Annotated in this window: 13 protein-coding genes and 3 tRNA genes; 11 read left to right on the top strand and 5 right to left on the bottom strand. The window is 49.7% G+C overall.

Annotated elements, in window-relative coordinates:
• The first annotated feature begins 123 nt into the window (after positions 1-123).
• From QZ323_RS00670 to QZ323_RS00660, 3 genes are all read left to right on the top strand, one after another.
• The gene (locus QZ323_RS00670) at positions 124-1,629 is read left to right on the top strand and encodes a HAMP domain-containing sensor histidine kinase (RefSeq protein WP_294631961.1); all 1,506 of its coding nucleotides are present in this window, start codon (positions 124-126) and stop codon (positions 1,627-1,629) included.
• Between the two features lie 131 nt (positions 1,630-1,760).
• On the top strand, positions 1,761-1,886 hold the full coding sequence (locus QZ323_RS00665) for a hypothetical protein (protein WP_294631960.1): 126 nt from the start codon (positions 1,761-1,763) through the stop codon (positions 1,884-1,886).
• Positions 1,887-2,660: 774 nt separating this feature from the next.
• Positions 2,661-3,311, top strand: a complete 651-nt coding sequence (locus tag QZ323_RS00660; RefSeq protein ID WP_294631958.1) for a hypothetical protein — start codon at positions 2,661-2,663, stop codon at positions 3,309-3,311.
• Positions 3,312-3,575: 264 nt separating this feature from the next.
• Here the strand turns inward: QZ323_RS00660 and QZ323_RS00655 are convergent, their stop codons facing one another.
• Both QZ323_RS00655 and QZ323_RS00650 read right to left on the bottom strand, forming a co-directional pair.
• Positions 3,576-4,745, bottom strand: a complete 1,170-nt coding sequence (locus tag QZ323_RS00655; protein ID WP_294631957.1) for a DUF418 domain-containing protein — start codon at positions 4,743-4,745, stop codon at positions 3,576-3,578.
• A gap of 85 nt (positions 4,746-4,830) precedes the next feature.
• On the bottom strand, positions 4,831-6,204 hold the full coding sequence (locus QZ323_RS00650; RefSeq protein ID WP_294631956.1) for an aminopeptidase P family protein: 1,374 nt from the start codon (positions 6,202-6,204) through the stop codon (positions 4,831-4,833).
• A gap of 169 nt (positions 6,205-6,373) precedes the next feature.
• Here QZ323_RS00650 and rpoN point away from each other — a divergent pair, with 169 nt between their 5' ends.
• From rpoN to QZ323_RS00625, 5 genes are all read left to right on the top strand, one after another.
• Positions 6,374-7,858 (top strand): RNA polymerase factor sigma-54, encoded by a 1,485-nt coding sequence (gene rpoN / locus QZ323_RS00645; RefSeq protein ID WP_294631955.1) that lies wholly within the window; start codon positions 6,374-6,376, stop codon positions 7,856-7,858.
• Between the two features lie 58 nt (positions 7,859-7,916).
• Positions 7,917-8,579, top strand: a complete 663-nt coding sequence (locus tag QZ323_RS00640) for a hypothetical protein (protein WP_294631954.1) — start codon at positions 7,917-7,919, stop codon at positions 8,577-8,579.
• Between the two features lie 60 nt (positions 8,580-8,639).
• Positions 8,640-9,023, top strand: a complete 384-nt coding sequence (gene gcvH / locus QZ323_RS00635; protein ID WP_294631952.1) for a glycine cleavage system protein GcvH — start codon at positions 8,640-8,642, stop codon at positions 9,021-9,023.
• A 198-nt stretch (positions 9,024-9,221) separates the two neighbouring features.
• Positions 9,222-9,731 carry a 5-(carboxyamino)imidazole ribonucleotide mutase gene (gene purE / locus QZ323_RS00630; RefSeq protein WP_294631950.1) on the top strand — a complete coding sequence of 170 codons (510 nt, stop codon included), beginning with the start codon at positions 9,222-9,224 and terminating at the stop codon, positions 9,729-9,731.
• A gap of 4 nt (positions 9,732-9,735) precedes the next feature.
• Entirely contained in the window at positions 9,736-11,583 is a 1,848-nt protein-coding gene (locus tag QZ323_RS00625) for a 4-hydroxy-3-methylbut-2-en-1-yl diphosphate synthase (protein ID WP_294631948.1), read from the top strand.
• Between the two features lie 167 nt (positions 11,584-11,750).
• Here QZ323_RS00625 and QZ323_RS00620 read toward each other — a convergent pair whose 3' ends face one another.
• Positions 11,751-13,424 carry a S41 family peptidase gene (locus tag QZ323_RS00620; protein ID WP_294631946.1) on the bottom strand — a complete coding sequence of 558 codons (1,674 nt, stop codon included), beginning with the start codon at positions 13,422-13,424 and terminating at the stop codon, positions 11,751-11,753.
• A 34-nt stretch (positions 13,425-13,458) separates the two neighbouring features.
• On the bottom strand, positions 13,459-14,439 hold the full coding sequence (locus tag QZ323_RS00615) for an adenosine kinase (protein WP_294631944.1): 981 nt from the start codon (positions 14,437-14,439) through the stop codon (positions 13,459-13,461).
• An 81-nt stretch (positions 14,440-14,520) separates the two neighbouring features.
• Here QZ323_RS00615 and QZ323_RS00610 point away from each other — a divergent pair.
• The 3 genes from QZ323_RS00610 (at position 14,521) to QZ323_RS00600 (ending at position 14,784) form a co-directional block, all read left to right on the top strand.
• A tRNA-Asn gene (locus tag QZ323_RS00610) sits at positions 14,521-14,594 on the top strand.
• Between the two features lie 21 nt (positions 14,595-14,615).
• Positions 14,616-14,689, top strand: a tRNA-Asn gene (locus tag QZ323_RS00605).
• Between the two features lie 21 nt (positions 14,690-14,710).
• A tRNA-Asn gene (locus tag QZ323_RS00600) sits at positions 14,711-14,784 on the top strand.
• A gap of 468 nt (positions 14,785-15,252) precedes the next feature.
• Here the strand turns inward: QZ323_RS00600 and QZ323_RS00595 are convergent.
• A complete protein-coding gene (locus QZ323_RS00595) occupies positions 15,253-15,957 on the bottom strand; it encodes a ComF family protein (RefSeq protein ID WP_294631942.1) in 705 nt (234 codons plus the stop codon).
• Between the last annotated feature and the right edge of the window lies 1 nt (position 15,958).

The following is a 15,958-nucleotide window of genomic DNA, read 5'->3' as shown; positions in this document are numbered from 1 at the left end:
ATATAGTCGGAATGGAGTGGATAGTGATACATCTGATAGGGGTACGTAACTTTTTATTTGCCTATTTTATACAATCTACCAAAGAATGTCTTAACTTTGTGAGCGAATAAAAAGAATCATTATATGAGAAAGATAATTACTATCCTTTTTTTAGCTGCTTTTTGCACTTGCTATAAAGCATATCCGCAATCCCGTGCCGAAGAACAAATGAAACAGGCACAAGGACATCTTGCCCAAAAAGAATACATCAAGGCACGCTACCTGTTCCTGCAAGCCTACAACGCTTTCTCTTCGCAGGGAAAATATGAACAGGCCGTAGAGTGCGGCATCAACGCCTGTGCACTCTATCACCGCGAGAACTACTACAAAGAGGCATTCGAACTGCTGCGCAGCGCCGACCTGCTGGTGAGCGACGGCGAACAGAAACAAAGCAAACCCATGCCCGCCCTGCACTTCCGCATCAGCAAGGAACGCCTGCAAATGTATATCAACCTGAAAAATCCCGCCCGCGCCAAAGAGCAGCTGAACAAACTGGAGGAGACTGCCAAGGCGGCACGTAACGATTCGCTGAGCAATGACCTGCTCTACACCCAAGCCAACTATTACTACACTTTCGGAATGAACGCCCAAGGCGACGCCTGCATCAACCGTCTGATCGGTCAATACAAAGAGCAGAAGAACTATGCCAAAGTGGACGAATCGTACAAGAACCTGATCACCATCGCCCGCAAGGCAAACAACGCCGGACTGGTGGCACGCACCTACGACAAATACATCCTTTGGACCGACTCTGTCAAAGCCCTCACCGCACAAGACGAACTGAACATCGTCACGCGCAAGTACGAAGAGAGCCTGGCAACCATTCAGGAGAAAGACGACTCGCTGAGCACCAAGCAATACATCATCATCGGCCTTTGTGTACTTGCCGGTGTACTTGCCGCTGCACTGGTGTTAGGAGCTATTGTGTTGATGCGTTTCATCTTCCTTACCCGCAAGCAAAAGAAGGCGATCCAGATAGCCAACGAGCATAACGAACTGAAGAGCCAGTTCATCCGCAACATCTCCGCCCAGATGGAGCCGACGCTGAACACACTGGATGCCAACCAGCCGGGCGTACAGGCATTGAAGACCTTTGCCGAGCACATCCAAGAACTGTCCGAACTGGAGAGCACGCTCGCCGAGACCTACGAAATGCGTGAAATCAACATCAACACCTTCTGCGAAGGCGTGATGGACAAGATAAAAGCCGGACTGAAACCGGACATCACCGCCACGGTCAACGCCCCGAAGCTCAGCGTAAAGACAAATCCCGAGCAATTGGAACGTATCCTGCTCCACCTGCTGAACAACGCCGCCCAGTTCACTCCGGAAGGCGGAAAGATCTGGCTGGACTTCAAGAAACGGGGTGCGCACACCCAGCAACTCATTGTCAGCGACACCGGATGCGGCATCCCCGCCGAAGCGCAAGAGAACCTCTTCAAGCCCTTCACCGAAGTGAAAGACCTCACGCAGGGCGACGGATTGGGACTGCCTATTTGTTCACTGATTGCCACCAAGATGAATGGCAACCTGACCCTGGACAACAGTTACACCAAGGGGTGCCGTTTCGTACTGGAATTGCATACCTGAACAGACAGACATCACATACCTTGAGAATAAACACATCCTATATCCACCACGTCACGCGTAATCCTATCGCGGACGTGGTGGATTCGTTTGTAGTGTATTCGGGAATTCCAGGGTGGCTAAAGTTCACGTTTATGCCGCTAAACCTTAACTTTGTGATGCCAAACCTTAGCTTTGGCATCACAGAAACAGCCAACACTGATAACAATCCCGACGATCACTCCCTGCAGAACGACCGCCTGCAACATTGGGAGCCGTAATACGGGTAAAAAGCCGCCGCATTTGCCACCAAATCCCCTGGGGTTTGCCGGAACGTTGCCCCGCATTTGTCCGGAAAACCCCAGGGGAATTGGATACAAACCCCAGGGGAATCCGACACAAAGCCCAGAGAAATCCGGCGATTTGGAATTTAGAGTTAACAGCGAACAAATCAACCTATCAACTAATTAATAATTAATACTTATCAGATATTTCAAGTGATAGATTACCGGATCACTCAATGCGCTTTCAACCCACCGGATAATAAAACGAATAGAAAAGTAGACCATCACTCCAAATGCCGGAGGAACCAGATGTCTCACCATAAACATTTGTGTTTTATAAGATTAGCAAATGGGTGAAAGATGTGATGGTGAAATATGGCATTTATTTTCGATTGTTATTTTAGTTCGGAGGAATGCATCACACCATACAAAGGAATAAAGATAACTCAAGTTGAGCTTGCGAAACTTAAAGAGGTAATGAAAGGCATCATTAGATTATTTGTTATGAGACAGCCTGTTGTCCCAAGTATACAAAAAAAACATGTTCTCGAACATACTTTGAAAAAAAATAAAGAAAAAGCTGGTGGAATCAGATTTATTAATCTATTTTTGTATATAAAGAGATCACAAATTTCTATTTTCCATTCCTCATTATGAATTAATTAAGCATAAATGCATCAATATAAGAACACAATTTCTGAAAAACAATAGCAGTTTTGGCATCTGTTTTAAAAGCCGAGTCAACATATATTAATTAAACAAAGTATTATTATGAAAAAGTCTGTCTTTTTTGTTTTGTGCCTTTTCTTCGTGGTCTTGAGTTATGGGCAGTCGGCAAGTAACGAACGTTTTTCCGTATCCGTCGATTTGGGTGCCGGACAGTTATTCGGGAAATCCAACCTCTCTCCCTACGGCGTCGGCTATCGTGGAGAATATAAGAATGGTTTCAGCGGAAACATCAAAATGAACTACCTGCTGGGGAAAGCATTCCAGGCAGGATTGAAGTTCAACCTCTTCTCCGATGCCGCAAACTATGGCATTGACTCGGATACACAGGCAGCCGACAATCTGGATCTGACCTACATCGCCCCGCAAATCGGTGTCCGTGTTCCCGTCTCCGACAAATGGCACTTCGACTGCATGATAGGTGCCGGCTACATGAACTACCGTTGCGAAAGCCTCTACAACTCGACGGAACAGACCTTCAAGAAAGGTTTCTTCGGTGCCAATGCCGACCTGTCCCTCTGTCGCCGTATCTACGGGAACCTCTTTTTAGGAGCCAATCTTTCGGTTATGGGTGGCCATGCCTCTTCACTGAAAGCAACCGCAGGCAACGATAAGAATACCCTGAAATTGGACAAATGGAACCGCATCAACGTACTCAGAGCAGACTTCGGCCTGTCGGTAAAGGTAATGCTATAATCGATAAAGGAGATACTATAAAATAGTAAAATGGTGCAGGGATGACACATTGAAACAACCAGTGTGCCATCCCTGCTATTTTCTTCTGCTTTTCCACAAGCTCTTCCGCTGAGAACTGACGAAAAGCGTGAAATGCCTTGTATTCTGAGTATGTTTACATAAATGGCCGAGTATCTTTACATAAATGGCAAAGTATCTAAAGATAAATGGCAAAGTATCTTTAGATACTATGAATTAGGGAAATCGTTTACTTCAGCCATCGGTTTACTTCAGCCACGTCGCCCTCTTCCACAGATATTCCAACGGACCATGACTATGATGGCGCAACCACCAGCGACAGAAAGTCAACTGTAGCACGAAAATCAGCGCACCGACCAATACACTTGCCGTAATACCCAAATCATCATGCAGGCTGAATCCCCAGTTATAAAACAGCATAGAGCCAATGATACTCTGTGTGATGTAGTTGGTCAGGCTCATACGGCCGTAAGGAATAAAGGTGTTCATGCGTTGCTGCAAGTTGGTGCGATAGTAAGCATTCAGCACAGCCGAAACAAGCAGCAGCATAAAAGCAAACTTATACAATGAAGAGACAACGAGCAACAGCGGCGTACGCACCGCAGGGTTCGACACAAAGTCGGGCAGCATATTACCCAATCCGTAGAGCGGGAAGAAAGCGACCAGAGAACCACACAGCACCTTGTTCCAGAACTTCAGGTTCTCCTTCAAGAACAATCCCCGACGGCCTATCAGATACCCGAAGAGGAAAAGAGCCGCCGTCTGAAATACTCGCCCGTGATCCCATGCCCAAGCCAGACTTGCCAACTGTCCTTCCCACAGATTGACACGCAGCGTCTCAAGGAAAGTTCCGTGCCCCTGCACTTCGAACGTAGCTGCCCACAGGCTACCCGTCGGCAAAACAGGTGCGGCGAACTCCGGATCGAGGATGGTACGTGCTATGTAGTAAAGCGGCAACGGCTGAACAAGCAGCACGCATGCCAAGACGAATATCCATTTATCACGCAACCGGCACGCTAACGGCAGGATGAAGCCCACCAACGAATAGAGCACCAGCACTTCGCCCGTAAAGAAGACCGCATTGATGTTACCGAGGATGAACAGCAGCACCAACCGCCAACAGAAACGCAACCGGAAGTCCCGCCCACGCAGGCGCTGGTTGTCATACTGGATGAAGTAACTGAAACCGAAGAGCAGGGCAAACACGGCATACGCCTTGCCGCCAAAGAGGAAAAAGAGCCCGTCCCATATCGCCTTGTCCGAAAAGTTAAGCCATACGCTCTGAGTGGACGCATCGGGGAAGGAATAGAAGTTGAAATGTTCAATTGAATGCAGCAAGATGATACCCATCACTGCCAGTCCGCGCAGCACGTCTGCCACATCGACCCGTGCATGTCTTTGTATTGGTTGTTCCATGGAATTATTTATGATTAAAATTAGTTGAGAGTTGGGAATACCTACTCCTCCAAACTCTCAACTCTCAATTTTCTATTTCTTAAGATTATCTCAGCGCCTCAACCTCTTCCGGTGTCAAAGGCACCTTCTTGCCCAGGCGGCGTGCACCGGTTTCGGTGATCAGATAGTCTTCCTCATTGCGGATGCCGCCAAAGTTGCGGTACACTTCTACCTTATCATAATTGATAAAGTCCGTGAACTTCTTCTCTCCCTTCCAGAGGTCAATCAGTTCGGGAATGAAGTAAATGCCCGGTTCTACAGTATGCACGAATCCCGGTTGCAGCGGAATGGCAAGGCGCTGGCTCTTACGGCCGAACTGCGTACTCTTCGGCTGACCGTCGTAACCTACCCAGAGTTCGCCCAGGTTCTCCATATCGTGCACATCCAGTCCCATCATGTGTCCCAGACCGTGAGGATAGAACAGGGCATGCGCCCCTTCGCGCACGGCATCTTCGGCATTACCTTTCATCAACCCAAGCGACTTCATACCTTCCACCATGACACGGGCAGACAGTTCATAGACCTCCATATAAGGAATGCCGGGACGGAGCGCTTTCACCGACTCCAGATGCATGGCATTCTGAATTTCATAGACAGCACGTTGCTTCGGTGTGAAGGTCTTGTCGGCAGGTACGGTGGACGACATGTCGCCGCAATAGCCCGAAGGAAGCTCGGCACCTGCATCAATCAAGAACAGGTCGCCCGGCTTGATCTTATTGCCGTGGTAATGGTTGTGCAACGTCTGACCGTTGACGGTGGCAATCGTGGCAAAAGAGAGTTCGCAGTTATTCCTCTCTGCCACGTGGTTCATTGCTGCCACGACCTCATATTCGTACATACCGGGACGAATCACTTCCATCGCCTTGATGTGCATGTCGGCTGTCACGTCGCACGCCTTCTCTATCTCGGCAATCTCCTCTGCCGACTTGTAGTTACGCTGTGCCACCACCGCACGGATAAACGGTACAGAGCCCTCCTGTCGGGCAGGCGGAATGCCCAGCCAATCCATCAGTTTTAATTTATGCTCGGCACGATAAGGGGGAAGATAGTGTATCGTCTGCCCTTTCTGCACCGCCTTGTGCAGATAGCTGACAATCTCAGCAAAAGGACAAGTCTCGGTGATGCCCACCATAGCCGCCTTCTCGTGCAGCGTAGGCTGGGTACCCATCCAGACAATGTGGTCGATGGTCAGCTCATCGCCGAAAATGATCTCTTTATCTTCATCCACATCGATGATTGCCGACAACCCGGCAAACGACAAACCGAAATAGTAGAGGAAAGTGGAATCCTGACGGTAACGGAAGGCATTGTCTTCATAGTTCAACCCCTGGTCGTCGTTACCCAAAAACAATAATACTCCGGAGCCGATATTTTTTTTCAGCTGGGCCCTGCGCTGCACATACGTTTCTTTAGTAAACATAACATTCCAGTTTTTTTAGTAGTTTGCCCCCAAAGATAGGAACAAAAATGCAACCAAGCCCCCGGTTTCTTGTTAAATATCGTATGAGAAGGTTTCGCGTTCCCGAACTATTATGTATTTTTGCGGTAGGAAATCTTCCATAGTTGTAACTCAATATAGCAAAAGAAGTATGGCACAAAGTTCCAGACAAGTACAAACGCAGGCGCAGCAGCAGATACAGACGCTGTCACCGCAGCAAATTCTGGTAGTGAAGCTATTGGAGCTTCCTGCCGTGGAATTGGAAGACCGCGTGCGCGCCGAGCTTTTAGAGAATCCGGCACTGGAAGAGGGCAAAGAGGAGTCTGCGGGAGATGAATATACCGACGCTACCGATACGGAACCTAACTCGGAAGATGGCGGAGACACCAACTACGACTCCCTGAGCGACTACCTGAACGAAGACGACATCCCCGATTATAAATTGCAGGAGAACAACCGCAGCAGAGGCGAACAGGCAGAAGAAATCCCCTTCTCCGACACCACATCTTTCTACGAGACCCTGAAAGAGCAGTTGGGTGAACGAAACCTGAGCGAACGGCAACGCGAACTGGCGGAATACCTGATCGGCTCACTGGACGACGACGGCCTGCTGCGCAAATCGCTGGACAGCATCAGCGACGAGCTCGCCATCTACGTCGGCATCGACGCCACCATCGGAGAACTGGAAGAAGCTCTGAAAACCATTCAGGACTTCGACCCCGCCGGACTGGGAGCACGCAACCTGCAAGAGTGCCTGCTCATACAGATACGACGCAAGATAGAGCAGCAACCTTCCAGCCCGCTGCTCCACACGGAAGAAGCCATCATCACCGAATGCTACGAAGAGTTCACCCGTAAGCATTGGGACAAGATACAGCAGAAACTCGGCCTGGAAGAGGAACCCTTCCGACAAGCCATCAACGAAATCTGCAAACTGAACCCTCGTCCGGGCGCATCGCTGGGTGAGACCATCGGAAGGAATATGCAGCAGATCGTGCCCGACTTCATCGTAGACACTTACGACGACGGCACCATCAACCTGACACTGAACAATCGGAATGTACCGGAACTGCGCATGAGCCGCGACTTCACCGAAATGGTGGAAGAGCATACCCGCAACAAGGCAAACCAGTCGAAGGAATCCAAAGAGGCCATGATGTTCCTGAAACAGAAGATGGATGCCGCACAAGGATTCATCGACGCCGTGAAGCAACGCCAGAACACCCTGATGACCACCATGCAGGCAATCATCGACCTGCAACGTCCTTTCTTCCTCGAAGGAGACGAATCCCTGCTACGCCCCATGATACTGAAAGACGTCGCAGAGCGTACCGGACTGGATCTCTCCACCATATCACGCGTCAGCAACAGCAAGTATGTGCAGACCAACTTCGGCATCTACTCGCTGAAATACTTCTTCAATGACGGCTATGTCAACGAAGAGGGCGAAGAGACCTCCGTACGCGAAATACGCAGGCTGCTGAAAGAGTGCATCGACAACGAGAACAAGAAAAAGCCCTATACGGACGACGAACTGACGGAAATGCTGAAAGAAAAAGGCTATCCCATAGCACGCCGCACCGTAGCGAAATACAGACAACAGATGAATATACCCGTAGCCAGGCTCCGAAGATGACAGATAAAACGGAGAGAACGGCAAACAGGAAACTAACTTATTTATCAATCTTGCAAAAATGGAACAACATCTCATAGCAGACAAGACCCTGATCAGAGTGTCCCGGGTGATTTCGGCCATATTCACGCCGTTCTCCATCCCCTTTCTGGCATTCCTGATCCTATTCCTCTTCTCATACCTGCACATCATGCCCATGCAATACAAGCTGATTGTGCTGGGAGTGGTATACTGCTTCACCATATTCATGCCTACGCTCACCATATTCCTGTTTCGCAAAATCAATGGATATACCCCGCAGGAACTGGGCGAACGCAAACGCCGCTTCATGCCCTTCCTGCTGACAATCATCTCTTATGCATTCTGCCTGATGATGATGCATAGGCTCAACATACCTTGGTACATGACCGGCATCATACTCGCCGCACTCGTCATGATGATTATCTGTATCATCGTCAACCTGAAGTGGAAACTGAGTGAACACATGGCAGGCATAGGTGCTATCATTGGCGGACTGGTCTCCTTCAGTGCGTTGTTCGGTTATAACCCCATCTGGTGGTTGTGCCTGTTCATACTGGTTGCCGGCATACTGGGCACGGCACGCATCATCCTGCAACATCACACGTTAGGAGAGGTACTTGCCGGCTTTGCCGTCGGACTGGCATGTTCCCTACTGGTGCTACACCCGCTAAGTAACATCCTGTTCCGCGTCTTTCTCTTTTAGAATGATGAATCATGAATATTACCAATTAAGATAAGTATTAATCCTTAAAAACTAACAATTATGAATTTTCCGGAGAACGTAAAGTACACCAAAGATCACGAGTGGATACGCCTTGAGGGCGATGTAGCTTATGTAGGCATCACCGATTTCGCACAGGAGCAACTGGGCGACGTCGTATTTGTAGACATTCAAGCAGTAGGCGATACACTGGAAGCCGGCGAAGCATTCGGTACCATCGAAGTAGTGAAAACCATTGCAGACGTCTTCATGCCCGTAGGCGGAGAGGTACTGGAACAGAACGAAGCTCTTGCCGACCAACCGGAGTTGGTCAACAAAGACCCCTACGGCGAAGGCTGGCTCATCAAGATCAAGCCCAATCCTGAAAACAACTTCGACGTATTGATGGATGCCCAAGATTATCAAGCACGCATCAATGCTGATTAAGATTAAGATCAAGAACATGAACGAACAGGAATGAAGGATGAAGATCTGTGAGTGGTGTGTTGCCTCTCTCTCTTCTCCCCTTCATTCTTAGAGCCTGTTTAAATTTTGTTCAGTCTTCTTTTGAGAGTTCTTTTTGAAGAAAATTTAAACAGGTTCTTAATTAAACCATAAAACATAACCAATAAACAGTAATCAACCATGTCACCATTAGTAAGCATCATCATGGGTAGCACCTCCGACCTTCCCGTCATGGAAAAAGCCGCCCAACTGCTGAATGATTTACACGTACCGTTCGAAATGAACGCCCTCTCCGCCCACCGTACACCGGAAGCAGTGGAAGAGTTTGCCCAAAATGCCCGTCAACGCGGCGTGAAAGTTATTATCGCAGCAGCCGGCATGGCAGCCGCACTGCCCGGAGTCATCGCAGCCAACACCACACTGCCAGTCATCGGAGTACCCATCAAAGGAAGCGTATTGGACGGCGTAGATGCCCTCTACTCTATCATACAGATGCCTCCCGGCATCCCCGTAGCCACAGTAGCCATCAACGGTGCCATGAACGCCGCCATCCTCGCCATACAGATGTTGGCACTGAGCGACAAGAGCCTTGCCGAGAGCTTTGCCGCCTACAAAGAGGGATTGAAGAAGAAAATCGTAAAAGCTAACGAAGAGCTGAAAGGCGTGAAATACGAGTACAAAGTCAATTAAAAAAGTGGATTTATTCAACTATTCCCGTCGGGAAACATCAGAAGTAAATATTGGAGCCACCCCAATGGGCGGCTCTAATCCCATACGCATACAAAGTATGACGAACACCGCCACACAGGACACGGAAGCCAGCGTGGCACAAGTCAAACGAATTGCAGATGCAGGAGGCGAATACGTCCGCCTCACAGCACAGGGCATCAAGGAAGCAGACAACCTGATGAACATCAACGCTGCCCTGCGCCGCGACGGATATATGGTTCCGCTGGTGGCGGACATCCATTTCAATCCGAAAGTAGCCGATGTGGCGGCACAATATGTAGAAAAGGTGCGCATCAATCCCGGAAACTATGTAGATGCCGCACGCACCTTCAAGCATCTGGAATATACGGATGAAGAGTATGCGCAAGAACTGCAGAAGATCAGAGACCGCTTCGTCCCCTTCCTCAACATCTGCAAGGAAAACTACACCGCCATACGCATCGGCGTAAACCACGGTTCATTGTCCGACCGAACCATGTCGCGCTACGGCGATACACCGGAAGGCATGGTGGAGTCGTGCATGGAGTTCCTGCGCATCTGTGTGGAAGAGCACTTCACAGACGTGGTCATTTCCATCAAAGCCTCCAATACGGTGGTGATGGTGAAGACCGTGCGCCTGCTGGCTGCCGTGATGGAGAAAGAAGGCATGCACTTCCCCCTGCACCTCGGCGTGACCGAAGCCGGCGATGGCGAAGACGGACGCATCAAGTCTGCCCTTGGCATCGGGGCCTTGCTGGCGGACGGGCTGGGCGACACCATCCGTGTATCGCTGAGTGAAGCTCCCGAAGCGGAAATACCCGTTGCCCGCAAACTGGTGAACTACATCATGCAGCGCCAAAACCATCCCTATATCCCCGGAGCAGAAGCAACCGGTTTCAACTACCTTTCTCCCACCCGACGCAAGACGGTTGCCGTGCGGAACATCGGCGGAGACCATCAGCCCGCCGTGATCGCAGAACGCTTAGACGGGGAGTATGAAACAAATCAGCAGTTCGCTCCCGACTACATCTACATGGGACATACGCCGCTAAAGATGCGTGAACCGGGCATCGCCTACATCCTCGACGCCAATCTCTGGCAGGGTGAAGAGGGAACATACCCGGCCTTCAACCACCAGCAACTGTATCTTCTCAGTGCTTGCCAGGCGGATATGAAGTTTCTGTTCCTGACCTACATGACACTGAACGAAGAGGTGATAGCCTGCCTGAAATACCATCCCGAAATAGTGATCGTATCGCAAAGTAACCATCCCAACCGACTCGGAGAACACCGTGCCCTGGTTCATCAGCTGATGCAAGAGGGATTGGAAAATCCTGTTGTCTTCTTCCAGCATTATGCAGAGAACGAGACAGAAGACTTCCAAATCAAGGCCGCCGCCGACATGGGTGCATTGATACTGGACGGTTTATGCGACGGTATCTTCCTTTTCAATCAAGGGAACAACATCAGCCATGCCACAGTAGACGCCACCGCCTTCGGCATCCTGCAAGCCGGACGTGTGCGTACCAGTAAGACGGAGTTCATCTCCTGTCCCGGTTGCGGCCGTACCTTGTTCGACCTTCAAAGTACCATAGCCCGCGTAAAGGCGGCGACTTCGCATCTGAAAGGTTTGAAGATAGGTATCATGGGGTGCATCGTGAATGGTCCGGGCGAGATGGCGGACGCCGACTACGGCTACGTGGGTGCCGCACGAGGAAAGGTCAGCCTGTACAAGAAGAAAGAATGCGTCGAAAAGAACATCCCCGAAGAAGAAGCTGTAGAAAAACTGATTGCACTGATCAAGGCGAACGGGGATTATACGGACCCGCAATAACTTATTTATATAAAGAGAAAAGAAACGTAGGCGGAAAAGGAAGTCTGCGTATTTCACATTGAAGTTCCGTATACACCACTTTACGAAACGGAATAAACAAAGCGGATAATCACAGATTAAAGTTTCCTGATATGAATACTTTCATCTGCGATTATCCGACCACCAATCTACTTTGCTGCAACCGGCACGCCAAGCATCTCTTTATATTTCGTAAGATCGCCCAACACTTTCACCGCCTCATTCAAGTCATTGTCGTCCTTCAGTTGCTGAACGATGCCGCCACGCTGGAAATAATAACGCTTCACGATCTCTTGTGCAATCATATTCTTAATCTCCTTTGCGAAATAATCAAGATCGCGGTCCAGGTTATGGGAGAGCTTTTGCTCAAGCGCGGTGAACTCTTCGGAAGCATCGGCAAGGTATCCTTCAAATTCAGCCATCTCTTTCAGGCTCTTCAAGATCTTCTCACTCTGCTGGTCGTACTTGAAGTCCGCCTTCTTCACCATCTCTTTAAAGTCGGCGTAATCGGCGTCGGTCACTTCAAACTTCTCAGGAGGAGCGATCGAAGTATGCTTCAAGCAATATTGCGTTGCATAATTGAATATCAGATTATCGTTGACCAGATAGAACAGGATGTTCGGCAACTTGTCCTGTTTCACCGATACATCGGGCGTCACACCACCACCGTCACGCACTTCACGACCGGCAGCCGTATGGAACACCGTGGTCAAGCTGTCGGGGATACGCCCTACACTGCCGTCCGGATTACGGTGTTTGTAGTCTATCGCCTGCACGCAGCGGCCACTGGGGATGTAGTACTTAGAAGTGGTCACCTTCATCGTACCGCCGTATGGCAACGGACGAGGCACCTGCACCAGTCCTTTTCCGAACGTACGATTACCTACAATCACTGCCCGGTCATAGTCTTGCAAAGCGCCAGCCAAGATTTCCGAAGCCGAAGCCGTGCCACTGTTCACCAGTACAGCCAGCGGGATGTCCGTATCCAGCGGTTCGCGCAAAGTCTTGTAGCTGTTGCTTGCCTGCTTGATCTTACCCTTCGTGGTCACAATCATCTTGCCGCGGGGCAGGAAGAAATTGGCTATCTCCACAGCCTCTTCCAGCAGTCCTCCGCCATTGTTGCGCAGGTCGATCACCAGTGAAGTGATGCCCTGCTTCTTCAGATCGAGAAAAGCATTCTTGAAATCCTTGGAGGGATTGCCCGAGAAAGTGCTCAGATTGATATAGCCCACCTGACCGTCCAGCTTGCCATAATAAGGGATAAGCGGCAACTGGATACTCTTACGCACCACTGTAAACTCCAGCGGCTTCTCCTCTCCCGGACGCTCTACCTTCAGCTGGAAGCTCGTGCCCACTTGTCCGCGCAGCATCTTGCTTACATCCGTGTTTCCCGTCAAGTCCTGCCCGTCTATCTCCAGCAAGATATCGCCGGCTTTCAGTCCCACTTCTGCGGCGGGCATATTCTCGTAAGGTTCCGCGATCACCGTATGTTTCAACTTCGGCTCGTAACGGATGATGGAGCCTATGCCTCCGTACGAACCTTTCAGCATTTGTTCCAACTCGCCCCTATCCTCTTCCGGATAATACTCCGTATAGGGATCCAACGAATATAGCATGGCGTCGATGCCTTCACGTATGGTCTTGTTCGGATCCAGCGTATCGACGTAGAACATATCCAGTTCTTTCACTATGGAATTGAATATATCTATGTTCTTCGCAACCTGGAAGTTGCGGTCATCTCCACTTTTGAATCCCCAAAAAACGACCGCCGCCACAGCCAGCGCACAGGCAGCAATCCAACGTATTTTCAGAAATCTCTTCATAACTCACTGATTCTTAATTTACCGATTTATCCGTTTATAGTTCGCCGATTCTTGCCTTGATGCCTTCCCACCAATCGGCAGGCATCTCTGCTCCAATCACCCGGATGATGTTTCCCGACAGGACGGCACCCGTCTTGCCGCATTTCTCCAGAGAATAGCCGCAGGTCAGTCCGTAGAGGAAACCTGCCGCGAAGTAATCGCCCGCTCCGGTGGTGTCCGCCACCTTGTCTACGACTACCGCCTCCACCTGCACTTCTTCCGTACCCTTGCGTATGAGTGCTCCTTTTGCTCCCATCTTCACAATGGCTATGCTGCACATCTTGGCTATCACGTCTACAGCCTCTTGCGGTTCTTTTCCGGTGAAGGCGCGCGCTTCCTCCTCATTGGCAAACACGATATCGACATATTTGTTTATTAATAAGGAGAAGAAATCATGATCCTGTTCCACAATGTTATAGCTTGACATGTCCAGGCACACCTGCAAACCCGCTTCCTTTGCCAGTTCGATGGCGCGCAGTATCATGTCGTGGTCTTGCACCAGGTACCCCTCGATAAACAGATAGGTATATCCCCTGAACATCTCTATCGAGAGTTCTTCCGCCTTCAGCGTAGAAGCAGCACCCAGATAGGTTCCGAACGTCCGCTCTCCGTCGGGCGATATGAAGGTAGATGCCACACCCGAAGGCAGTTCGGCAGAAACCAGCAGTTCCGCTTCCGTCTCCCGCTCCAGCAGGCTCTCCTTATAGAACTTTCCGTATGCATCATTGCCTACTTTGCCAATGAAACCCGTCCCTGCCCCAAGACATGCCAGTCCGCGGATGACATTTCCCGCCGATCCTCCGGTGGCAAGATGGGTTTCCATCCGGCTGAAACATTCGTTTATTATCTGCAGTTTATTCTCGTCTATCAGTGTCATGCTGCCTTTTGGCAAATCCATTTCTTTCAGGAGATGGTCGTCGTTCAGCGTAGCAAGAACGTCAACAAGGGCGTTGCCCATACCAATTATTTTATCCATTTCGATTTTTTTTTTGCAAAGATATTGCATATTTCAAAATATCCTATTACTTTTGCAGCGCATTTGAGAAAAAAACAAGATTCTTCCTTAGCTCAGTCGGTTAGAGCATCTGACTGTTAATCAGAGGGTCCTTGGTTCAAGTCCAAGAGGAAGAGCAAAAGAAATCAAATGTATATTCTTCCTTAGCTCAGTCGGTTAGAGCATCTGACTGTTAATCAGAGGGTCCTTGGTTCAAGTCCAAGAGGAAGAGCAAAAGAAATCAAATGTATATTCTTCCTTAGCTCAGTCGGTTAGAGCATCTGACTGTTAATCAGAGGGTCCTTGGTTCAAGTCCAAGAGGAAGAGCAGAAAAGGTTCGTCATGCAGACGGACCTTTTTCTTTTTCCTCCTCTCCGAAAAGAAGAAGACGGCAGATTCCGTTGAAGAGGGTCAGCCGATTTAAAAAGTCCACGTAGACCCACAGTTTCATAAGGGCGGAAGTTTCAGGAAGGCGGCGGACTTTTTGTATGGCAAGCCGGACTTCTATCGGGATTAGAAGAAGTCGCCGTTCCACCGCAAGAGAAAAGAAATCGGTTTGTAAGGCAAAGAAAACCATTCCATAAGATGAAAGAAACCAGCCCGTGAGGCAAAGAAAATCAGTTCAAGCCGAAGAAAATCAGCTCGTGAGACAAATAAATCCGTCTCGTGAGACGATTTTTTTCGGCTCATGGGACGAATTTTTTCAGCTCGTGAGACGAAAATATCCGTCCCGCGGAACAAATCAACCGGTTCCGCAAGAGGAGCTATCCGCTCCTTGGAAGAGGGTCTTCAGACTCACGCCTCCGCCTTTGCCAACGTCAGTATGCTGATGCGTATCCCTTCTACTCCACGGAAAGCATCGGCACAGGCGGTAGTGGTAGAACCGGTGGTCAGCACATCATCCACAATCAGCACATGTCTTCCCACAAAGGCCTCCGGATGATGCAACCGGAAGACTCCTCCAACGTTTTCCCAACGCATGTAGGCGGACTTATGCGTCTGCGTTTCCGTATTCCGCTCACGTATCACGGCAGATGCGTCCACAGGGATTCCCGACACGCGAGATATTCCGCGGGCTATCCATTCGCTTTGATTGTATCCGCGGACTTTCTGCTTGCAAGAGTGCAAGGGGACGGGAACGATGACATCAATGCCCACGAAGAAGTTCTCAGACTGCAACTCCGCCGCCATGAAACGCCCCATTATCTCTCCCAGCTCTTTCTGCCCGCCATACTTGAGCCGATGTAGAACTCGGCGGAAATCTCCTCCCTTGCGGTAAAAGAAATAGGAGGTGGCGCGTTCTAAGGGTATCTTCCCCCAGAACATGCGTTCTACGAGATTGTCTTTTATCTTATGGTAATCCGTACGCGGCATGTCCATGTTGCAACGGGTGCAGATTGCTTCTTCGCTCTCTGCAAGCGGTGTCCCGCAAACGACGCAATGGCACGGGAAGAAGAGATGCGACAGAGTTTTCAGATAATTTCGCATTGTGCTTTTCATG

This window comes from uncultured Bacteroides sp., from assembly GCF_910585845.1.
GTDB lineage: Bacteria > Bacteroidota > Bacteroidia > Bacteroidales > Bacteroidaceae > Bacteroides.
The sequence above is the reverse complement of the archived record's forward strand: the minus strand, read 5'-3'. Positions and strand labels throughout refer to the sequence as shown.